Annotated in this window: 17 protein-coding genes; 12 read left to right on the top strand and 5 right to left on the bottom strand. The window is 62.2% G+C overall.

Features of this window, described 5'->3' with window-relative positions:
- The first annotated feature begins 148 nt into the window (after nt 1-148).
- Genes pdxH through ACURWW_RS12270 form a run of 4 tightly spaced genes read left to right on the top strand, consistent with a single transcriptional unit; the run spans nt 149 to nt 3,652 of the window.
- The gene (gene pdxH / locus ACURWW_RS12285; RefSeq protein WP_445617418.1) at nt 149-787 is read left to right on the top strand and encodes a pyridoxamine 5'-phosphate oxidase; all 639 of its coding nucleotides are present in this window, start codon (nt 149-151) and stop codon (nt 785-787) included.
- Nucleotides 788-826: 39 nt separating this feature from the next.
- Nucleotides 827-1,843, top strand: coding sequence for an NAD(P)H-quinone oxidoreductase (locus ACURWW_RS12280; RefSeq protein ID WP_445617419.1), 1,017 nt, complete (start codon nt 827-829; stop codon nt 1,841-1,843).
- Nucleotides 1,844-1,889: 46 nt separating this feature from the next.
- Nucleotides 1,890-3,098 (top strand): CaiB/BaiF CoA transferase family protein, encoded by a 1,209-nt coding sequence (locus ACURWW_RS12275; RefSeq protein WP_445617420.1) that lies wholly within the window; start codon nt 1,890-1,892, stop codon nt 3,096-3,098.
- A gap of 44 nt (nt 3,099-3,142) precedes the next feature.
- Complete coding sequence (locus ACURWW_RS12270) at nt 3,143-3,652, top strand: shikimate kinase (protein ID WP_445617421.1); 510 nt, start codon at nt 3,143-3,145, stop codon at nt 3,650-3,652.
- Nucleotides 3,653-3,671: 19 nt separating this feature from the next.
- Here ACURWW_RS12270 and ACURWW_RS12265 read toward each other — a convergent pair whose 3' ends face one another.
- Nucleotides 3,672-4,142: an Lrp/AsnC family transcriptional regulator gene (locus ACURWW_RS12265; protein ID WP_445617422.1), complete on the bottom strand. Its 471-nt coding sequence runs from the start codon at nt 4,140-4,142 to the stop codon at nt 3,672-3,674.
- Between the two features lie 106 nt (nt 4,143-4,248).
- Here ACURWW_RS12265 and ACURWW_RS12260 point away from each other — a divergent pair, with 106 nt between their 5' ends.
- Entirely contained in the window at nt 4,249-5,439 is a 1,191-nt protein-coding gene (locus ACURWW_RS12260) for an amino acid aminotransferase (protein WP_445617423.1), read from the top strand.
- A 57-nt stretch (nt 5,440-5,496) separates the two neighbouring features.
- Here the strand turns inward: ACURWW_RS12260 and putA are convergent, their stop codons facing one another.
- From putA to ACURWW_RS12245, 3 genes are all read right to left on the bottom strand, one after another.
- On the bottom strand, nt 5,497-8,634 hold the full coding sequence (putA, locus tag ACURWW_RS12255; protein ID WP_445617424.1) for a bifunctional proline dehydrogenase/L-glutamate gamma-semialdehyde dehydrogenase PutA: 3,138 nt from the start codon (nt 8,632-8,634) through the stop codon (nt 5,497-5,499).
- A 96-nt stretch (nt 8,635-8,730) separates the two neighbouring features.
- A complete protein-coding gene (gene greB / locus ACURWW_RS12250) occupies nt 8,731-9,231 on the bottom strand; it encodes a transcription elongation factor GreB (protein ID WP_458618494.1) in 501 nt (166 codons plus the stop codon).
- Nucleotides 9,231-11,183, bottom strand: coding sequence for a prolyl oligopeptidase family serine peptidase (locus ACURWW_RS12245; RefSeq protein WP_445617426.1), 1,953 nt, complete (start codon nt 11,181-11,183; stop codon nt 9,231-9,233). The genes greB and ACURWW_RS12245 overlap by 1 nt, the downstream gene beginning before the upstream one ends.
- 227 nt (nt 11,184-11,410) lie before the next feature.
- On the opposite strand from ACURWW_RS12245, the gene tilS reads away from it, so the two are divergent.
- On the top strand, nt 11,411-12,769 hold the full coding sequence (tilS, locus tag ACURWW_RS12240) for a tRNA lysidine(34) synthetase TilS (protein WP_445617427.1): 1,359 nt from the start codon (nt 11,411-11,413) through the stop codon (nt 12,767-12,769).
- Nucleotides 12,770-12,782: 13 nt separating this feature from the next.
- Here the strand turns inward: tilS and ACURWW_RS12235 are convergent, their stop codons facing one another.
- Nucleotides 12,783-13,214, bottom strand: coding sequence for a DUF4383 domain-containing protein (locus ACURWW_RS12235; RefSeq protein ID WP_445617428.1), 432 nt, complete (start codon nt 13,212-13,214; stop codon nt 12,783-12,785).
- Nucleotides 13,215-13,579: 365 nt separating this feature from the next.
- Between ACURWW_RS12235 and ACURWW_RS12230 the strand changes: the two genes are divergently transcribed.
- From ACURWW_RS12230 to ispF, 6 genes are all read left to right on the top strand, one after another.
- Nucleotides 13,580-15,205: a CTP synthase gene (locus ACURWW_RS12230; protein WP_445617429.1), complete on the top strand. Its 1,626-nt coding sequence runs from the start codon at nt 13,580-13,582 to the stop codon at nt 15,203-15,205.
- Nucleotides 15,206-15,244: 39 nt separating this feature from the next.
- Complete coding sequence (gene kdsA / locus ACURWW_RS12225) at nt 15,245-16,096, top strand: 3-deoxy-8-phosphooctulonate synthase (protein ID WP_445617430.1); 852 nt, start codon at nt 15,245-15,247, stop codon at nt 16,094-16,096.
- A gap of 124 nt (nt 16,097-16,220) precedes the next feature.
- Nucleotides 16,221-17,510 (top strand): phosphopyruvate hydratase, encoded by a 1,290-nt coding sequence (gene eno / locus ACURWW_RS12220; RefSeq protein WP_445617431.1) that lies wholly within the window; start codon nt 16,221-16,223, stop codon nt 17,508-17,510.
- Between the two features lie 118 nt (nt 17,511-17,628).
- Nucleotides 17,629-17,940, top strand: coding sequence for a cell division protein FtsB (gene ftsB, locus ACURWW_RS12215; protein WP_445617432.1), 312 nt, complete (start codon nt 17,629-17,631; stop codon nt 17,938-17,940).
- Nucleotides 17,937-18,647: a 2-C-methyl-D-erythritol 4-phosphate cytidylyltransferase gene (gene ispD / locus ACURWW_RS12210; RefSeq protein ID WP_445617433.1), complete on the top strand. Its 711-nt coding sequence runs from the start codon at nt 17,937-17,939 to the stop codon at nt 18,645-18,647. The genes ftsB and ispD overlap by 4 nt, the downstream gene beginning before the upstream one ends.
- Complete coding sequence (gene ispF / locus ACURWW_RS12205; RefSeq protein WP_445617434.1) at nt 18,647-19,129, top strand: 2-C-methyl-D-erythritol 2,4-cyclodiphosphate synthase; 483 nt, start codon at nt 18,647-18,649, stop codon at nt 19,127-19,129. The genes ispD and ispF overlap by 1 nt, the downstream gene beginning before the upstream one ends.
- Nucleotides 19,130-19,132: the final 3 nt, after the last annotated feature.

Genomic DNA, 19,132 nt, shown 5'->3' with positions numbered 1-19,132 from the left:
CGGTTAGAAAAACGGCAGACTGCCTGGCAGTCTGCCGTTTTTCGTTCCGGGCCCCCCGATTCTGGTTCTTGCTCTGCTCCCGCGCCTGCGGCACCCGGATCTCCGGGCGCCTCATGTTAAGATAAGGCTTTTGCAAGCGACTGCCAGAATGAACATCGACCAACTTCGCCGTGAATACCGTCGCGAAGGGCTCAGCCAGAACGACCTCCAGGCCAGCCCCTTCCGGCAATTCTCCACCTGGCTGCAACAGGCCATCGATGCCGGGCTGGAAGACCCCACCGCCATGACCGTGGCCACTGTGTCCGCCGACGGCCAACCCTCCCAGCGCATCGTCCTGCTCAAGGGCGCCGACGACCGCGGCTTCATCTTCTACACCAACTACGAGAGCCGCAAGGCGCGTGACATTGCCGCCAACCCGAAAGTGAGCCTGCATTTTCCGTGGCACGGCATCGACCGCCAGGTTCGGGTGTGCGGTACGGCGGAAAAACTCAGTACTGCCGAATCCATGAAGTACTTCCTGTCCAGGCCCCGCGACAGCCAGATTGCCGCCATCGTTTCCGCTCAGAGCCGGCCCCTATCGTCCCGGCAGGCCCTGATGCAGCAGTTCAATGCCATGAAGGAAAAATTCGCCAACCGGGAGCTGCCCCTGCCGGACTTCTGGGGCGGTTACCGCATTGTGCCCAACGAAATTGAGTTCTGGCAGGGCCGGGAAAGCCGCCTTCACGACCGCTTTGTTTACCGGCTTCAACCGGATGGCGACTGGACCATCGAACGACTCGCCCCCTGACCCGAGGGGCGTTGATTGCCACCCACACGGATAAGAACCATGGGAGATCAGATGCGCTACGTAGAGCTGGATTCGCACGGCGATCCCGAAGTCATGAAAATTACCGAAGGCCCGGCGCCGCGGCCGCGCCCAGGCGAGGTTCTCATCAAAGTTGCCGCCGCGGGCGTCAACCGCCCGGACGTAGCCCAGCGGCAGGGCAGCTACCCGCCGCCACCGGACGCATCGCCGATCCTTGGCCTGGAAGTGGCCGGGGAGGTGGTGGAACTGGGCGAGGGCGTGGACGCATCACTGCTGAACACCCCGGTCTGCGCACTTGTTAATGGCGGCGGCTATGCAGAGTACGCCACTGCGCCCGCCGGCCAGTGTCTGCCTGTGCCCCGGGGCCTGTCGCTGGGCGAAGCGGCCGCGTTGCCGGAAACCTTCTTCACCGTGTGGACCAACGTGTTCGACCGCGCCCGACTTCAGTCCGGTGAAACTATTCTGATACACGGCGGCTCCAGCGGCATCGGCAGCACGGCCATCCAATTGGCCAAGGCCTTCGGCGCCCGGGTGCTGACCACTGCGGGGAGCGCCGAAAAATGCGAATTCTGCCGCGCGCTGGGGGCGGATCTGGCGATCAATTACCGTGAGGAAGACTTTGTGGAGGCGGTCCAGAGGGCGACGGACTCCCGGGGTGCGGATGTGATTCTGGATATGGTGGGCGGCGAGTACATCCAGCGCAACATTGCGGCGGCAGCGGTGGAAGGCCGTATGGTGAGCATCGCCTTCCTGGGGGGACCGAAGGCCACGGTCAATTTCGCTCCCATGATGGTCAAGCGCCTGACCATGACCGGCTCCACCCTGCGGCCCCGCACCGCCGAGGTGAAGGCGGCGATTGCCCGGAACCTTCGGGAGAAGGTCTGGCCCCTGATCGAAAGCGGAAAAATCGCACCGAAAATCGCGGCGGAATTCCCGTTCGAGGACGTGGTAAATGCCCACAAGCTGATGGAGTCGAGTCAGCACATGGGGAAGATCGTCCTGATCACGGACCGGGATGGGATCGGCGGGGAAAACTAACCCGCTCCGGAGAACAACCCCGCGCGCAACATAAAGAGAAACCACGATGTTAAGTAACTCCAAACGCCCCCTGGAAGGTATTCGGGTCATTGAAGTGGGCCAGCTCCTGGCCGGGCCCTTTGCCGGATGCATCCTGGCCTACTTCGGAGCGGAGGTGATCAAGGTCGAACCGCCCGGTAACGGCGACCCCATTCGCAACTGGCGAATCCTGGAAAACGGCACCTCCCTGTGGTGGAGAAGCATCGCCCGCAACAAGAAGTCCGTCACCATTGATCTACGCCAGGACGAGGGGCGCGAACTGGCCAGAACGCTCATGGAAAATGCCCAGGTCGTGATCGAAAACTTCCGGCCCGGCACCATGGAAAAATGGGGGCTGGGGCCGGAGGAAATGAAGCAGCGCAACCCGGACCTCGTCTATGCCCGCATCTCCGGCTACGGTCAGGACGGACCGTACAGCCGCAAGCCCGGCTTCGCCTCCGTGTGCGAAGCGATCAGCGGTTTTCGCTACGTGACCGGCTTTCCGGGTGAGGCACCGGTGCGGTCCAACCTGAGTATTGGTGACACCATTGCCGGCATCCACGCCGCACTCGGCATCGTGATGGCACTCCTGGCGCAGAAAAACGGCAACGCCTCCGGCGGTCAGGTGGTGGATGTGGCGCTTTATGAGTCCATGTTCAACCTGCTGGAGGCCGTAGTGCCCGAGTTCAGCGGTGCTGGCGTGGTGCGCGAGCCGTCGGGCACCACCATTACCGGCATTGTCCCCACCAACACCTATCGGTGCGCCGATGACAGGTTCGTGGTCATTGGCGGCAACGGTGACTCCATCTTCAAGCGGCTGATGGAAGCGGCGGGATATCCCGAAATGGCCAATGATCCTCGCCTGGCCGACAACGCCGGTCGCGTAAAACACGAAGCCGAGATCGACGCCGCGCTGGAGAAGTGGTGCGCCACACTGCCGTCCCGGGAGGTCATCACCCTACTGGAAGAAAACCGCGTTCCCGTCGGTCCCATCTACAGCGCCCGGGAAATGGCCGAGGACCCGCACTTCAACGCGCGGGGCCTGTTCGAGCAGGTGGAGATCAATGGCAAGCCCCTGCAGATTCCGGCCATCATGCCCAAGCTGGCGGATACACCCGGACGCACCGAGTGGCCCGGGGGCGAACTGGGCAGCCACAACCGGGAGGTGTTCTCGGAAGTGCTCGCCCTGAATGACGAGCAACTGGCCCGGCTGCGGCAAAAGGGGATTATTGACTAGCAGGCTGAAGAAATTTGCTGGCTAGACGAAGCACTGGAGGTGAAGTGAGCTGTATTTCATTGGTGGGGATGCCCGGTGCCGGCAAAAGCACTTTGGGTGTTCTGCTGGCCAAGTCCGCCATGAAGGACTTTGTGGATACCGATGTACTGATCCAGGTGCGTGCCAATCAGAGTCTCCAGTCCATTGTGGACCATTCAGGCTACCTGATGCTGCGCGAGCTGGAGGAACAAGTGCTACTGGATCTGGATCTGCGCAACCACGTGATCGCCACGGGTGGCAGCGCCGTGTACAGCGAGAAGGGCATGGCCCATCTCAGGACCATGGGGCCGCTCGTCTATCTGAAAGTGTCCCTCGAGGAGCTGAAAGGGCGGATCAAGGACCTCCCCAAGCGCGGCATCGCGGCAATACCGGGGCAGACTCTGGATGGCCTGTACCGGGAGCGCTGCCCACTCTACGAAGCCGCGGCGGACGTGGTGGTGGAGTGTGACGGCAGGACGCCCGAAGCCGCCGTGGAGGCGATCGAGCAGGCTGTGGGCCGTCTGAGCAAAGGCTGAGAAGACTCGAACGGCCGTTCTACAAGGGCAGGCGGGTGGTGTACTTCACTTCCTTGAGCGCGAAGGTGGAATTGACCGAGGCCACGTTGGGGAGGTGGACCAGGCGCTGCTTCAGAAAGCGCTCGTAGTGATCCACGCTGTCCACAACGATCTTGAGCAAGTAGTCCGTGTCCCCACTGGTGGAGTAACACTCGACGATTTCGTCGATGCTCTGCACCGCTGATTCGAAGGCTATGAGGGATTCTTCGTCGTGGCTCTTGATGGTGAGGTTGGCGTGGACTGTGACTCCCAGATTGAGGATCTTGGCATTGAGCAGGGTCACCCGCCCGACGATCACTCCTTCCGCTTCCAGTCGCTTGATGCGCCGCCAGCAGGGGGTGTGGGACAGCCCGACCTTTTCCCCCAGCTCCGCCATGGAGTAACTGGCGTTCTCCTGCAGGGTCCGCAGAATCTTCAGGTCGTACTCATCCAGTTGTATAGCGGGAGCCATAGTAAATTGTTATCCTATTTAATCCGTGTTTTACGCGAAAAGATTGCTATTTTAGACACTTTACCTCGGCTGCGGCAAGACATTCGCAGCCTCCAGGAGCCAAACCATGTTTGAAGAACTGAGCCCTCTTCCTGCCGACCCGTTGCTGGGAATCATGGCCGCCTGTGCCGCCGATCCCAACCCCGACAAGGTGGATCTTGGGGTGGGGGTGTACAAGAACGAAGAGGGCAACACGCCGATTTTCGCCAGCGTCAAAGCGGCCGAGGCGCAGATGATCGAGGCACAGAACAGCAAGGTCTACATCGGCCCCTCCGGCTCACCGGATTTCAACCGACTGTTGCCGGAGCTGATTTACGGAGATGCGGGTGGAGTCCTGAAGGATGCGCGCCTTGCGGCCATTCAGACCCCGGGCGGCTGCGGTGCCCTGCGGGTAGCGGCGGAGTTTCTCAAACGAGTGCGGCCCAATGCCACTATCTGGTTCAGCGATCCCACCTGGGCCAATCACGAGCCGCTGTTGGGCGACGCGGGGCTGAAGCTGGCCAGCTATCCCTACTATGATCAGGGAAGCAGCCGGATTCTGTTTGATCAGATGCTGGCGACTCTGGAGAAGGTGCCGGCCGACGACGTGGTCCTGCTCCATGGCTGTTGCCATAATCCCTCCGGTGCCGACCTGACTGAAGACCAGTGGCGCGAGGTCAGCAAGCTTGCCCAGAAGAATGGCTTTCTGCCGTTTGTGGATCTGGCCTATCAGGGCTTCGGACGCGGCTTGGACGAGGACGCCTTCGGTGTGCGGCTATTGGTCGAGGAAGTGCCGGAACTGGTGGTTGCCAGCTCCTGTTCCAAGAACTTTGGCCTCTATCGCGAGCGTACCGGCAGCCTCAGTGTCGTTACCCGGGAAGCGCGACACGCGGCCGCGGCCACAACTCACCTGAACAAGATTGTGCGCGGCATCTATTCGATGCCTCCGGCCCATGGTGCGGCGATTGTCGAAACGCTGCTGGCGGACTCGCAGTTGAGCGCCCAGTGGCGGCAGGAGGTGAGCGAAGTGCGCGAGCGCATGAAAGGGCTGCGCAGCGCGCTCGCCGACGCCCTGGAACAGCGCCTTGGGGATGATCGCTTCCGCTTTATCGAAGAGCAGCAGGGCATGTTCTCCTTCCTGGGTATTTCCGCCGCGCAGGTGCAGGCTCTGCAGGAGCGCTACAGCGTCTACGCCGCTGGTTCCAGCCGGATCAACGTGGCCGGTTTGAATGCACGGAACGTGGACTACGTGGCGCAGGCCATTGCCGGCGTACTGTAGCTGATGCGGCCAGGCTGCCGCTCAGGCAGCCTGCCGTTGCCAGCCGTCTGCCTCCGGCTACTCTTCCAGATTCAGCAGCGCGGCATTGCCGCCCGTGGCCACTGTGTTGATGGTTAACACTTTTTCCGCTGCGAACTGGAACAGGTAATGAGGGCCGCCGGCTTTGGGGCCGGTGCCCGACAGATTGTGACCGCCGAATGGCTGAACACCCACCACCGCACCGATCATGTTGCGATTGACATAGGTGTTGCCCACGTGGGTCTGCCGGAAAATGGAGCGGGCCCAACCCTCAATGCGGCTGTGTACACCCAGGGTCAAACCGTAGCCGGAGTTGTTGATTTGGTCGATGATCGCCGGCAGGTCCTCCCGGCGGTAACGCACAACGTGCAGCACCGGCCCGAATACTTCCTTGGTAACGTCCGCAAGACTGTTGACCTCGAAAATGTATGGGCCGAAGAAGTACCCCTGATCCGGGAGGCGCACCGGATCGTAGCGGTAGATCAGCTTCTTTTCCCGCCCGGTTTTTTCCACGTACTCCTTTAGATTCCCGAGTGCCTGCTCATCAATGATGGGGCCGATGTCCGTGGTGAGTTTGGCCGGATCGCCGATACTCAGTTCATCACAGGCGCCGCAGAGCATCTCCAGCACTTCGTCCGCCGTATCGTCCTGCAGGTACAAGACCCGCAGGGCCGAACAACGCTGCCCGGCGCTGTGGAAGGCGGATGCCAGCACATCATCCACCACCTGTTCGCTCAAGGCTGTGGAGTCCACCAGCATGACGTTGATGCCCCCGGTCTCGGCAATGAAGGGCAGGATCGGGCCTTCCCGTTCCACAAGCGCCCGCTGGATACGGCGGGCCGTTTCCGTGGATCCGGTGAAGGCCACCCCCGCCAGATTCGGATCAGACATCAGGTGGGACGACAACCGCGAGCCTTCGCCGGCCAGCAGGTGCAGCAGATCCTCGGGCACACCGGCTTCATGCATCAGTTTTACGATTTCCCCAGCCACCAGAGTCGTCTGCTCAGCGGGTTTGGCGACCACCCCGTTGCCGGCAGCGAGAGCTGCAGTGATCTGACCCACGAAGATGGCCATGGGGAAGTTCCACGGGCTGATGCAGAGAAATACCCCGCGCCCATGGAGGCTGTAGGTGTTGTCCTCGCCGGTGGGGCCTTCCAGTTCCGCAGGAGCGGCAAAGTGCTGACGTGCCTGCAGTCCGTAGTAGTGGCAGAAGTCGATGGCTTCGCGCACCTCCGCCTCCGCGTCCACCAGAGTGCGTCCCGCTTCCCGTACGATCAAACCCATCAGGCGCAGTTTATGATCTTCAAAAACTTCGGCAATCCGGCTGAGGACCTCCGCCCGCGCCTCTCCGCCCAGCCGGTCCCAGGCCACCTGAGCCGCGGCCGCACCGGCGAAGGCTGTGCGAATCCGGTCCGGCTCCGCCTCCTGGTAGTGGCCCAGCAGTACACTCGGGCGGGAGGGGTTGCGTACATCCTGCTGTGACAATCCGGCGGTGCTGTTATCGGCGTCGTCGCCAGCGGGGAAACGGGCGGCCGTGACCGCTTCGCGAACCCGCTCCGCATCCCGCGGGTTCTGTATGTCCAGTCCAGTGGAGTTGGCCCGCAAGCGGAAAAGCTGCCGGGGCGGGGGGATTTCCCCGCTGCGCAGTTCCTCATTTGCTTCCACTGCGCTCAGAGCGTCCACCGCCAGCTTCTCCGCAGGAACCTGATCATCCAGGAAGCGATTGACAAAGGAGCTGTTGGCCCCGTTCTCCAGCAGGCGGCGCACCAGGTAAGGAAGCAAATCGCGATGACCGCCTACCGGCGCGTAGACGCGAATGGGTGGCAGTTCCCCGCGCGCAAACCGGGAGGGGGAAAGCTGGCTGTAGAGAAGGTCACCCATGCCGTGCAGGCGCTGCAGTTCGAAGGGGCGCTCGCCGGCCAGTTCAATGACCGAGGCGATGGTGGCGGCATTGTGGGTGGCAAACTGGGGAAAGATGTTTTCCGACCCGGCTTCCAACAGTTTCTGAGCGCAGACGAGGTAACTCAGGTCCGTGTTGGCCTTGCGGGTGAAGACCGGATAATCCGCCAGCCCCAGTTGCTGGCTGCGCTTGATTTCCCGGTCCCAGTAGGCGCCCTTTACCAGCCGCACATTGAGAGGCGAGGTGCGTTGCGCGGCCAGTTCCCGCAGCCAGTCCGCCACGGTGATCGCACGCTTCTGGTAGGCCTGCAGCACAAAACCCAGTCCGCTCCAGTCCCGCAGCGCGGGGTCGGTGGCCAGTGCCGCAAATACCTCCAGGCAAATCTCCAGGCGCTCGGCTTCCTCTGCATCGATACTGAGGTCCACGTCGGCTTCGCGAGCCGCCAGAGCCAGTTCGCGCAGCCGGGGCAGCAGTTCCTGATGAACCCGCTCCCGCTGGGTCCACTGGTAGCGGGGATGGATGGCCGAGAGCTTGATGGACACGCTGTTGCGACCGTTTTCGGCCGGCCGGCTGGCTACGGTTTCGATGACTTTCGCATAGTCCTGCAGGTGCCGCTCGGCATCGGCGCCGGTCCGGGCGCCTTCGCCCAGGGCGTCGAACGAATAGAGCGTACCCTGCGGGTAGATCCTGGGCGCACGCCGAAGCGCTTCTTCCACCGTTCCGCCCAGAATGTACTGGCCGCCCATCAGGCGCATGGCCCGCAACATGCTCTGGCGTAATACGGGTTCACTGAACTTTTGTACAAAGTGATTGAGCCAGTTGCGGGTACCGCGTGGAGAATTCTCGAATCCCGGCATGCCGCCTTTGGCATTGCCGCCCACCATCTTGCCACCCAGCAACAGGCCCCACACCGAAGCGTTGACGAACACGGAGTCGGATTTGCCCAGGTGCTCCCGCCAGTCCCCCTGCAGGAGCTTTTCCTGGATGAGGGAGTCGGCGGTGTCCGCGTCGGGAATGCGCAGGAGCGCTTCTGCCAGGCACATGAGGGCCACACCTTCCCGTGTGGCCAGACCGAATTCCTCCATGAAGGCTTCCAGTTTGTCGCGCCGGCCCCTTTGGCTGCGCGAGGCAAGGATCAACGCCTCGGCGGTTTCCCGTATGCGTGCCCGCCGGCGGGGTGAAAGGTCGATCGCGGTGAACAGGTGCTTGACGCAATCCTCTTCGTCGATGTCAATTTGCGCGGCGATGCGGTGCTGCAGCTCTGCTAGGTTCGGCACTGTGCCTCCAGGTGATTTGCGAAGTAACAACAAGAGACCGGCCAATGATGAACAGCACAGGTCTCGATTTTTTATTCTTGGGCCATTGCCCGCCGATTATCCGCCGTAACGAATCCCGGTTACGAAGTACGCCTTGCGGCCGGTGGGTGTTTCGATCTCCACCTCGTCATCCAGCTCTTTGCCGAGCAGGGCCCGGGCGAGGGGCGAGTCCATGCTGATTCGGTTCTGGCGCAGGTCGAACTCGTCGGGGCCGACGATCTGGTACGTGCTCTCTGCGCCATCTTCGTCTTCCACGGTCACATGGGCAGCGAAGTAGACTTTGTCCTGTCGGGCCGGAACGCCGTCCACGATGGTCAACTCGTCCAGGCGCTTGCTCAGATACCGCACCCGGCGATCGATTTCCGCCAGGCGCCGCTTGCCGTAGATGTAATCGCCGTTCTCCGAGCGGTCACCATTTTTGGCCGCCTCATGGACCGCGTCGGTGACCTTGGGGCGCTCGACCTTCCAGAGCTGCCGCAGTTCGGCCTGCAAGGCTTCAGCGCCCGCCCGGGTAATGTATTTGGAGCCCCGTTGGCGGGGTGGTCGCCAGCGCCCCATCAGCCCCGCTCCGCAAGCTGGTCTGCATTGCGAAGGGGAACGGGTTCGATGGCTTCGGCGGGTTCGAAGGCGAAGATCCGCGAGTAGAAGTACAGCTCAGCCTCCAGGGCGCGACGAATGTTCGGCGCCTGGCGGAAACCGTGAGCCTCCTCCTCGAAGGTGACATAGGCCACCGGCAGACCCTTGCTGTCGAGAGCCTGGACCATGGCCTCGGCCTGATTGGGAGGCACGATCTTGTCCTGCAGCCCCTGGAGGAAGATCACCGGGCAATTCAGCTGGTCCACATGGTGAATGGGCGAGCGTTCCCGATACAATTCCTTCTGCTCGGGGTAGGGGCCCACCAGATTGTCCATGTAACGGCTCTCGAATTTGTGGGTGTCCGTGGCAAGGGTTTCCAGATCACCGATGCCGTAGAGGCTGGCGCCCGCCTTGAATACATCGTGGAAGGTCAGGGCGGCGAGCACCGTGTAGCCTCCGGCACTGCTGCCGCGAATGGCCACCCTGTCGCGATCGACCCGATCCCCAAGGAAGGCCACGCAATCCACCGCGTCCTGCACGTCCACCACGCCCCACTGGCCCTTGAGCCGTTCCCGGTAGTGGCGACCAAAACCTGTACTGCCGCCGTAGTTCACGTCGGCCACGGCAAAACCCCGGCTGGTCCAGTACTGAATCTTCAGGTTGAGAGAGTTGCGGGTGGCCGAGGTGGGTCCGCCATGGCAGAGCACCAGCAAGGGCGGCCGACTGCCGGCGGGACCTTCGAAATCCCGGTTGCAGGGCGGGTAGAAGAAGGCGTGTCCCTCCCCGGACTCCTGGCTCAGAGGGAAGCGGATCGATTCCGCAGCCGCGATGTAATCCTCCGCCACCGGCAGAGTGCCCGAGTGGGCCAGCGGCTCACAGCGGTTGCTGTCGGGGGAGTAGCGATGCAGTGCGGCAAAGGAGCGCTCTGAAGCACCGATGAAGACCGCCTGGCCCCGGGCCGCCCGCACGTAACCCAGATCGCACAAACCCGTGTCCACGTCCTGCCGCTCGCCGGATTCCAGGTGGATCCGACAGAGCGTCCAGACGCCGTCCCGGGTATAGCTCGCCAGCACCTCCTGATTGTTGAGGAAGGCGTAGGTCGAGGCGCCGAACACCCATTGGGGGCCTGCGAACTCCGCATCCTCCTCGCGCACGCACGCAAGCGCGCCATCCCGGTAACGGTACAGGTTCCACCAATTGCTGCGATCGGACATGAAGAAGAGATCACCGCCCGGCGACCACTGAGGCTGGACGATGGATTCGTCGGGCCCGCCGGCCACGAGGCGGGCGTCAACGATGGCGCCGCTGGCGTCGAACTCGCCGAGCCAGCACTCGCAACCATCCCAGGGCATGTTGGGGTGATCCCAGCAGAGCCAGGCAATGTGGCGCCCGTCGGGGGAAATGGCCGGGCTCGAATAGAAGGCGCGCCCCTGAAGAAGCACCCGGGGCTCAGCGTCCCCCGAAAGCGAGATGGCCACCAGGGTGGTCTCGGCTTCACCGCTCGCGCTGTGATCCTCGCGCACGGCCAACAGTCGCTGACGGGACCGGTCGAGGGTAAGGTCTCCGAAGGCCCATTGCGCTTCGGGCGTCAAAGGCTGGGGAGCCGCCCGGCCTCCCTTGTCCGCCAGCGCGTAAATGCGCTGGTCGTCGAACTGGACGAAGTACACCTGCTCGCCGTCCAGGCAATAGCTCCCCCCGCCATATTCATTGACGCGGGACCGGGCATTGAGGGGTGCGGGAAGCAACTCTTCTTTCTGACCCTTCTCGTTCAGGCGGACGATGGCCGTGCGGCCCCGCTCCAGAGGGCGCGACTCCAGCCAGTAGATGCTGGAGCCCTCGATGTGCGGCTCCGAAAAGCCCACATTGGCCTGGGTAAGCAGTTCCGCGGTGATCGGTGACGACCAGCTTCCGTACGCTGTGCTCTGTTTGCTCATGTGGCCTCGTGTCGGTTGCGGTTCAGTCGGTTGTATTGCCAACTCGTCCGGGGAAAGTGAGTGGATTCTGTCGGTTCGCAAGAGTCAGAGCAATGAGATTGCGCAGATCTGTGGCGACAAGCGGGAGATTCTGCCCCTTGAGGTCTTGTCTGACAAGTGCGGGCCCGGGCTGAACCCGGCATCGGGCCGCCGTTTCGCCCGGGACTGATTTCGGCTTTAATGGCGCCATGATCACATCGCCCTCATTCACACCGCGAAGTTTGTGGCAGACGCTGCAGCGATCCGGCCCGGTTCGGCGCTGGCTGGTGGGGTTCAGCGGTGGCCTGGACTCGACCGCATTGTTAGCGGCTCTTGTGGCCGTTCGGCCCCGGCAGCCGGTCATTGCCTTGCACGTCAATCATGGTTTGTCGCCCCGCGCCGGGGAGTGGCAGGCGCACTGCCAGGCGCGGTGCGCTGAGTGGGGCGTGGAGTTTCGGGCCGGGAAAGTTGAAGTGACCTGCTCCGGGCGCGGGCTTGAGGATGCGGCGCGGGTCGCCCGCTACCGGTTCTTCGAAAGCCAATTGGAAGAGGGTGACGCGTTGCTTCTGGGTCACCATCGTAACGATCAGGCGGAGACATTGCTGTTCCGGCTTTTGCGCGGAGCAGGTCCGCGCGGCCTCGGCAGCATCATTCCCGAGCGGCCACTGGGGGCCGGCCGCCTGCTGCGCCCTCTGCTGAAGGTCGACAGAAGTGAGCTGGAAAGCTATCTGCAGCGGGAGGGGCTTGACTGGGTCGATGACGAAAGCAATCAGGACGACAGCTTCGACCGCAACTTTCTTCGCCGGCGGGTCCTGCCGGTGCTCGCGCAGCGCTGGCCCCATTACGCCGAGGCTTTCGGACGGACGGCGGAGGCCTGTCAGCAGGCGGAGCTGTTGAGCCGGGACCTGGGGAGCATGGATCGGATCGCCTGCGGGGAGCGGCGCGAGCGCTGGGGGTGGAGTCTGGACTGGAACGTGCTGCGCAGACTGCCAGACCACCGCCAGAACAACCTGCTGCGGTATTGGGCATTGGACAGGCAGTTCCCGCCCATGGAGCAAAAACATCTGCGCGAGGCCCGCAAGCAGTTTCTCGATCCCGAGCGTCCAGCCGGATCCAGCGGGCTGCACTGGTTCGGCGCCACACTGAGCTACTTTCGCGAGCGGCTGTACCTGGGTCCGACGCTTCCTCCGCCTTCGAGGGTGTCGGGGATGTGGAACCCGGAGGACGCACTGGTACTGGATGACGGCAGTGCCCTTGAAGCCACGGTCGGCTCCGGCGGACTGAGGGTGAGCGGTCCGGTAGAGCTTCGCTGGCGACAAGGGGGCGAACGCTGTCGGCCCGCCCACCGGGGCCATTCCCAGACCCTCAAGAAGCTGTTGCAGGAATATGAGCTGGAGCCGTGGTTGCGGGACCGGGTCCCGCTGATCTACGTCAATAATCAACTGGCAGCGGTCGGCGACCTCTGGGTCTGCAAGGGCTTTGCGGCGGCACCGGGTGAACCGGGTTACCGCCTGAGCTGGAAGTGGCCGGCGGCCCCGGAGTGTGGGCCGGTCGGCCAGAGTGACTGAGCCTTGGCGGCAGCTAGTGGCGGCGTTCGCCGTGGGCCACTGTTGCGGGTCGATAGGCCCAGCCGAAGTAGGCAGCGCCGCCGGCAAGCAACAGATGGAGCCATACATCATTGCCGTGCAGGGGGATCAATCCGAACGTGGTCCGCAGGGCGGGAATGAGCCCCATGACGGTCAGGATGGCGTAGATTACCGCAACGGCCTTCGCGTAGGACTTGGACTTGGCGGTGTTGCGCCAGACTGCAAGCCCCCAGATACCAAAGGCGATGTGTACCAGGTCGTGCAGCACGTTTACGGGGAAGAGCCCAAACAGATGGCCCGCGGCTCCGGTAACGGCGAGGTCCGGGTCCGCAATGCCGTACGGCGTAACCAGAAAGGGAATGAAGCCGGCGATCCCGATGATGGTGAAGATCGTGCCGTAGATCAGTGCGAAGTAGCGAATGGCCATGATTGAAGCCTCCTCCATGAGTCTGTGGAGCGACGCCGAAAGCTCGGCATCCACTATGGCAATTGGACTACCAGCCGGGCAAAAAAGTCCCATTTCCGCGCTGCCGAGGGCGGAACCCACCGCCGAGGGCCGGCCTCGTCAGAGCTTGGCTGCAGCAGTTTCCAATTGAGGCAAAAGGGCCTTTCTGGTACCCTGACGTCCCATCTCGAGTACAAAGGCGGCGCTCCCTGGACGGTCTAAAATCCCGCAATTTCAAGGGCTTGTAGATCCTGCTGCTTTTCCACTCCTTCCAGACACTGGTTCCTGGCCTGTCCCAGGCCGAGCAACTATTGGCGATTGCAACTCTTCGTTGAGAAAGGGCTTAAATGACTAGATTTATTTTCGTGACCGGCGGTGTGGTTTCTTCTTTGGGCAAGGGCATCGCATCCGCTTCCCTGGGTGCGATCCTGGAGGCGCGGGGATTGAAGGTCACAATACTCAAGCTCGATCCTTACATTAACGTGGATCCGGGCACCATGAGTCCTTTCCAGCACGGAGAGGTGTTCGTCACCGAAGACGGTGCCGAGACCGACCTGGACCTGGGGCACTACGAGCGCTTCATTCGTACCCGAATGACCCGGCGCAACAATTTCACCACCGGACGCATCTACGAAACCGTGCTGCGCAAGGAGCGGCGCGGCGACTACCTGGGCGGCACCGTGCAGGTCATTCCCCACATCACGGACGAAATCAAACGGCGCATTCTGGAAGGGGGCAAGGACTACGACATCGCTCTGGTGGAAATCGGCGGCACCGTGGGCGACATCGAATCCCAGCCGTTCCTGGAAGCGGTGCGTCAGCTCCAGGCGGAATTGGGGCGGGGACGCACCCAGCTCATCCACCTCACCCTGGTTCCCTACATCTCCACGGCCGGTGAGACCAAGACCAAACCCACCCAGCATTCCGTGAAGGAGCTGCGCTCCATCGGTTTGCAGCCGGACGTTCTGCTGTGCCGCTCAGAGCAGGCCATCGACGACGACTCGCGCCGGAAAATCGCTCTGTTCACCAATGTGGCCTACCAGGCCGTTGTTCCTCTGGCGGATGCAAACACCATCTACGCCATTCCCCGCTTGCTGAACCAGTATGAACTGGACCAGATCGTGCTCGACAATTTCGGCATCGATGCGCCGCCGGCGGATCTGCACGAGTGGGATCAGGTGGTCGAAGCCAAGCTCAACCCCCAGCGGGAGGTCACCATTGCCATGGTGGGCAAGTACATGGACCTGCTGGACGCCTACAAGTCCCTGAACGAAGCCCTTGAGCACGCCGGGATTCGCAACCGCACCAAGGTGAATGTGATCTACCTGAACGCCGAAGATGTGGAAGAGCACGGCACCCGGCTCCTGGAAAAAGCCGATGGCATTCTGGTCCCCGGTGGTTTTGGCGAGCGCGGTCTGGACGGCAAGCTCATGTCGGTGCGCTACGCCCGGGAAAACGGTATTCCGTATCTGGGCATCTGCCTGGGTATGCAGGTGGCGGTGATTGAATTCGCGCGCAACGTGGTGGGCCTGGAAACCGCCAACAGCACGGAGTTTGACAAGCACACTCCCAATCCGGTGATCGGGTTGATCAACGAATGGCTGGACGCCAGCGGCAAAGTGGAAGCGCGCGATGAGTCCTCCGATCTGGGGGGCACCATGCGCTTGGGCGCGCAGGAATGCCGGCTGGTGAAAGGCTCCAAAATCCAGGAAATTTACGGCGACGATGTAATCATGGAACGCCACCGCCATCGCTATGAAATGAACAACAATTATGTGGACCGGCTGCAGCAGGCCGGTTTGCGGATTGGTGGCTGGTCGGCGGACGACACGCTGGTGGAAACGGTGGAACTGCCGGATCACCCCTGGTTCGTGGCCTGCCAGTTCCACCCGGAGTTCACCTCCACGCCGCGGGACGGCCATGCGCTGTTCACCAGCTTTATTGAAGCGGCCAACAAACATCGCGGCAGCTGATCGCGGCTGGGCAAAGACATCACAGTGGTAGCGAGGAAAATGGACAACAGGAAACTTACCATCGGCGACATCAGCGTTGCCAACGATCTGCCGTTCGTCGTTTTTGGCGGCTTGAACGTGCTGGAGTCCCGCGACCTGGCTTTGGAGGTTGCCGAGCACTTCGTGCAAGTGTGCGCGAAGCTTTCGATTCCCTACGTGTTCAAAGCATCCTTCGACAAGGCCAACCGATCCTCCATTCATTCCTTCCGCGGCCCCGGCCTCGATGAGGGCCTGAAGATGCTGGAGGAAGTGAAAACCCGGTTTGGCGTGCCGGTGATAACGGACGTGCATGAAGTTCACCAGGCCCAGCCCGCGGCGGAGGTTTGCGATGTAATACAACTGCCTGCTTTTCTGGCCCGGCAAACGGACCTGGTGACCGCCATGGCCAAAACGGGAGCGGTGATCAACATCAAGAAGCCGCAATTCATCAGCCCCTCCCAGTGTGCCAACATCGTCGAGAAGTTTGCCGAGTCCGGCAATGACAAGGTGATGCTCTGCGAACGCGGCGCAGTGTTCGGTTACGACAACCTGGTGGTGGATATGCTCGGCTTTCGCACCATGAAGGAAGTCAGTAAGGGGGCCCCGCTGATTTTCGACGTGACTCATTCCCTCCAGTGCCGCGACCCGGGTGGCGCGGCCTCGGGCGGGCGACGGCGGCAAACCCCCGAACTGACTCGCGCCGGAATGGCCGTGGGGGTGGCGGGGCTGTTCCTCGAGACCCATCCGGACCCGGCCAATGCCAAGTGCGACGGCCCCAGCGCCTTGCCACTGGACAAGCTGGAGCCGTTGCTGCAACAGGCCAGGGCGGTGGATGAGCTATGCAAGAGTCTGCCTCCTCTGGAGATCGAATAGACACAACCTTGAGCAACCCGGAATTAACCCAGCAGGCCGCTGGTCACCTGTCGCCCGGTGGAGCATCGCGCGACTGACGAGCGATCAGAGACAAAATCGTTTAATAAAATTTGGAGACGCTTCAATGACAAAGATTGTGGAAGTCAAAGCCTTTGAGGTTTTGGATAGCCGCGGCAACCCCACCGTGAATGCGGACGTGATTCTTGAATCGGGCGCGGTCGGCTCCGCCTGCGCGCCCTCCGGCGCCTCCACCGGTTCGCGGGAGGCCCTGGAACTGCGCGATGGTGACAAGAGCCGCTATCTGGGCAAGGGCGTCCTGACGGCCGTCAACAACATCAACACCACAATCAATGACCTCTTGAAAGGGCAGGATGCCGCGGATCAGCGCAAGATCGACCAGCTCATGATCGACGCGGACGGTACCGAGAACAAGTCCAAGCTCGGCGCGAATGCCATTCTGGCAGTCTCCCTCGCCGCCGCTAAGGCAGCGGCCATCGCGAAGAAGGTCCCCCTGTACCAGCACATCGCCGAGCTGAACGGCACGCCCGGCGAGTACACCATGCCGGTGCCCATGATGAACATCGTCAACGGCGGTGAGCATGCGGACAACAACGTGGATATCCAGGAATTCATGATCCAGCCGGTGAAGGCCACGACCTTCGCCGAAGCCCTGCGGCAGGGCGCGGAGATTTTTCACAGCCTCAAGAAGGTGCTGAGCGAGCGGGGCCTTGCTACGGCAGTGGGCGATGAAGGTGGCTTTGCCCCCAACCTGCCCTCCAACGAGGGCGCCATCGAAGCCATCGCCGAAGCGGTACAGCGTGCCGGGTACTCACTGGGCGATGACATCACCCTGGCGCTGGACTGTGCCGCGTCCGAATTCTACAAGGACGGCAAATACGATCTGGCCGGCGAAGGCAAGGTTTTCACGGTCGGGGAATTTGCGGATTACCTGGCGGGGCTCGCGGGTAAGTATCCCATCCTGTCCATCGAGGACGGCATGGACGAAAGCGACTGGGACGGCTGGGCGACCCTCACCCAGAAGATCGGTGACAAGGTTCAGTTGGTGGGCGACGACCTCTTCGTGACCAACACCCGTATTCTGAAAGAGGGCATCGAGAAGAGCATCGCCAACTCCATCCTCATCAAGTTCAACCAGATCGGCTCCCTGTCCGAGACTCTGGACGCGATCAAAATGGCCAAGGATGCGGGCTACACTGCTGTGATCTCCCACCGCTCCGGGGAGACCGAGGACACCACCATCGCCGACCTCGCGGTTGCCACCGCCGCCGGCCAGATCAAGACTGGTTCCCTGTCCCGCTCCGACCGCGTGGCCAAGTACAACCGCTTGCTGCGCATCGAAGCGGAGCTGGGCAGCAAGGCTGCGTATCGCGGTCGGGCCGAGTTCAAGAGTTGATCGACTGTCTGATCTCTCAACCAGACCGGGCATGGATGTTCGGCCTGGGCCCCCTAATGTTTGCTGACCGTTGTGCGTAACTCAGGACGCAAGGTGACTGAACCAAGGTGACTAAACAATGAAATGGCTCATCTCGGCACTGGTCGTGTGTCTGTTGTTGCTGCAATACCGTTTGTGGATCGGTGACGGCAGCATTGCGGAAGTGGTGCAGTTGCAGCGGGAGATCCAGGCCCAGGAAGACGAAATCGAACGTCTGCGCGAGCGCAACCGCATTCTGGCCCTGGAGGTGCAGGAACTGAAGACCGGTGTAAGCCTGATTGAAGAGCGGGCCCGCAGCGAGATGGGCATGGTCAAGGAGGGGGAAACCTTCTATATGATCGTGGACGGCGACGAGACAGAAAAACCTGCAGGGCAGTCAGCCGGCCAATGAGCGAAGCAGCGTCCTACTGGGCCATCGTACCTGCCGCCGGCGTTGGTCGGCGCATGGGCGGCTCTCGCCCCAAGCAGTATCTCTCGCTGCGGGGTAAAACCGTCATCGAGCATTCCATTGATCGGCTGCTGGCACTGTCGCGAATCCGCTCGGTGCTGGTGGCGATCAACCCCGACGACGAAATCTGGAACACGCTTGATATTGCCGGCGATCCGCGGGTGGAAACCATTTGCGGGGGCGCCGAGCGAAACCTCTCGGTACTCAACGCGCTGGAAAACCTGCAGAACCGGGCCGCCGATCAGGACTGGGTGCTTGTGCATGATGCGGTGCGGCCGTGCGTTACCGCCGAAGCGATTCACCAGCTCATGGAAGCACTTGCAGACCACCCCACCGGAGGGCTGCTGGGCCACCCCCTCAGCGACACATTGAAGTTCGTTGACGACAGCGGTCATGTGCAGCGCACGGTGGATCGGACCAACATCTGGGCCGCTGGAACGCCGCAGATGTTTCGCTATGGCGTGCTGATGCGAGCCATGCGGGCGCAGGCCGCAGGGGGCGTGCCCACGGATGAGGCCATGGCCGTGGAGGCACTCGGCCTCCATCCGCGGATGATTTCCGGTCGGCGGGACAATCTCAAGATCACCGTACCGGGCGACCTGGAACTGGCGGACCTCATTCTCAGATCACAAACGCGGGAGAAGTGCTGATGCGGATCGGGCAGGGTTTTGATGCACACAGATTTGGCCCCGGCGACCGCATTGTGGTCGGCGGCGTGATCATTCCACACGATCAGGGCGTGTTGGCCCATTCCGACGGGGATGTGCTTTTGCACGCATTGTGCGATGCGCTGCTCGGGGCCGTGGCCCTCGGCGATATCGGCAAGCACTTTCCCGACACTGATCCACAGTACCGCAACGCCAACAGCCGCACTCTGTTGCAACTGGTTAAGGCCAAGGTTCGCGCCGCCGGCTGGCACGTGGAAAACTGCGATAGCACCATCATCGCCCAGAGCCCGCGGATGGCCCGCCACATTCCCAATATGATCGCCAACATCGCTGAGGACCTGGACGTGAGTGCCGACCGGGTGAGCGTCAAAGCCACGACAACCGAAGAGATGGGCTTCACCGGCCGCGGCGAGGGCATTGCCGCCCAGTCCGTGGTTCTTTTGAGCCCCTTTCGCAGGGATTAAAGG

This window comes from Gilvimarinus sp. F26214L (assembly GCF_054401055.1).
This window is presented reverse-complemented; position numbering and strand designations above follow the sequence as displayed.

Excerpts from the sequence above, each read along its gene's own strand:
- kdsA (WP_445617430.1), top strand. The coding sequence starts at position 15,245 with ATGGACAACAGGAAACTTACCATCGGCGACATCAGCGTTGCCAACGAT.
- ACURWW_RS12265 (WP_445617422.1), bottom strand. The coding sequence starts at position 4,142 with ATGGCTCCCGCTATACAACTGGATGAGTACGACCTGAAGATTCTGCGG.
- ACURWW_RS12275 (WP_445617420.1), top strand. The coding sequence starts at position 1,890 with ATGTTAAGTAACTCCAAACGCCCCCTGGAAGGTATTCGGGTCATTGAA.
- ACURWW_RS12230 (WP_445617429.1), top strand. The coding sequence starts at position 13,580 with ATGACTAGATTTATTTTCGTGACCGGCGGTGTGGTTTCTTCTTTGGGC.
- pdxH (WP_445617418.1), top strand. The coding sequence starts at position 149 with ATGAACATCGACCAACTTCGCCGTGAATACCGTCGCGAAGGGCTCAGC.
- greB (WP_458618494.1), bottom strand. The coding sequence starts at position 9,231 with ATGGGGCGCTGGCGACCACCCCGCCAACGGGGCTCCAAATACATTACC.
- ACURWW_RS12260 (WP_445617423.1), top strand. The coding sequence starts at position 4,249 with ATGTTTGAAGAACTGAGCCCTCTTCCTGCCGACCCGTTGCTGGGAATC.
- ftsB (WP_445617432.1), top strand. The coding sequence starts at position 17,629 with ATGAAATGGCTCATCTCGGCACTGGTCGTGTGTCTGTTGTTGCTGCAA.
- ispD (WP_445617433.1), top strand. The coding sequence starts at position 17,937 with ATGAGCGAAGCAGCGTCCTACTGGGCCATCGTACCTGCCGCCGGCGTT.
- tilS (WP_445617427.1), top strand. The coding sequence starts at position 11,411 with ATGATCACATCGCCCTCATTCACACCGCGAAGTTTGTGGCAGACGCTG.
- ACURWW_RS12245 (WP_445617426.1), bottom strand. The coding sequence starts at position 11,183 with ATGAGCAAACAGAGCACAGCGTACGGAAGCTGGTCGTCACCGATCACC.
- eno (WP_445617431.1), top strand. The coding sequence starts at position 16,221 with ATGACAAAGATTGTGGAAGTCAAAGCCTTTGAGGTTTTGGATAGCCGC.
- ACURWW_RS12235 (WP_445617428.1), bottom strand. The coding sequence starts at position 13,214 with ATGGCCATTCGCTACTTCGCACTGATCTACGGCACGATCTTCACCATC.
- ispF (WP_445617434.1), top strand. The coding sequence starts at position 18,647 with ATGCGGATCGGGCAGGGTTTTGATGCACACAGATTTGGCCCCGGCGAC.
- ACURWW_RS12280 (WP_445617419.1), top strand. The coding sequence starts at position 827 with ATGGGAGATCAGATGCGCTACGTAGAGCTGGATTCGCACGGCGATCCC.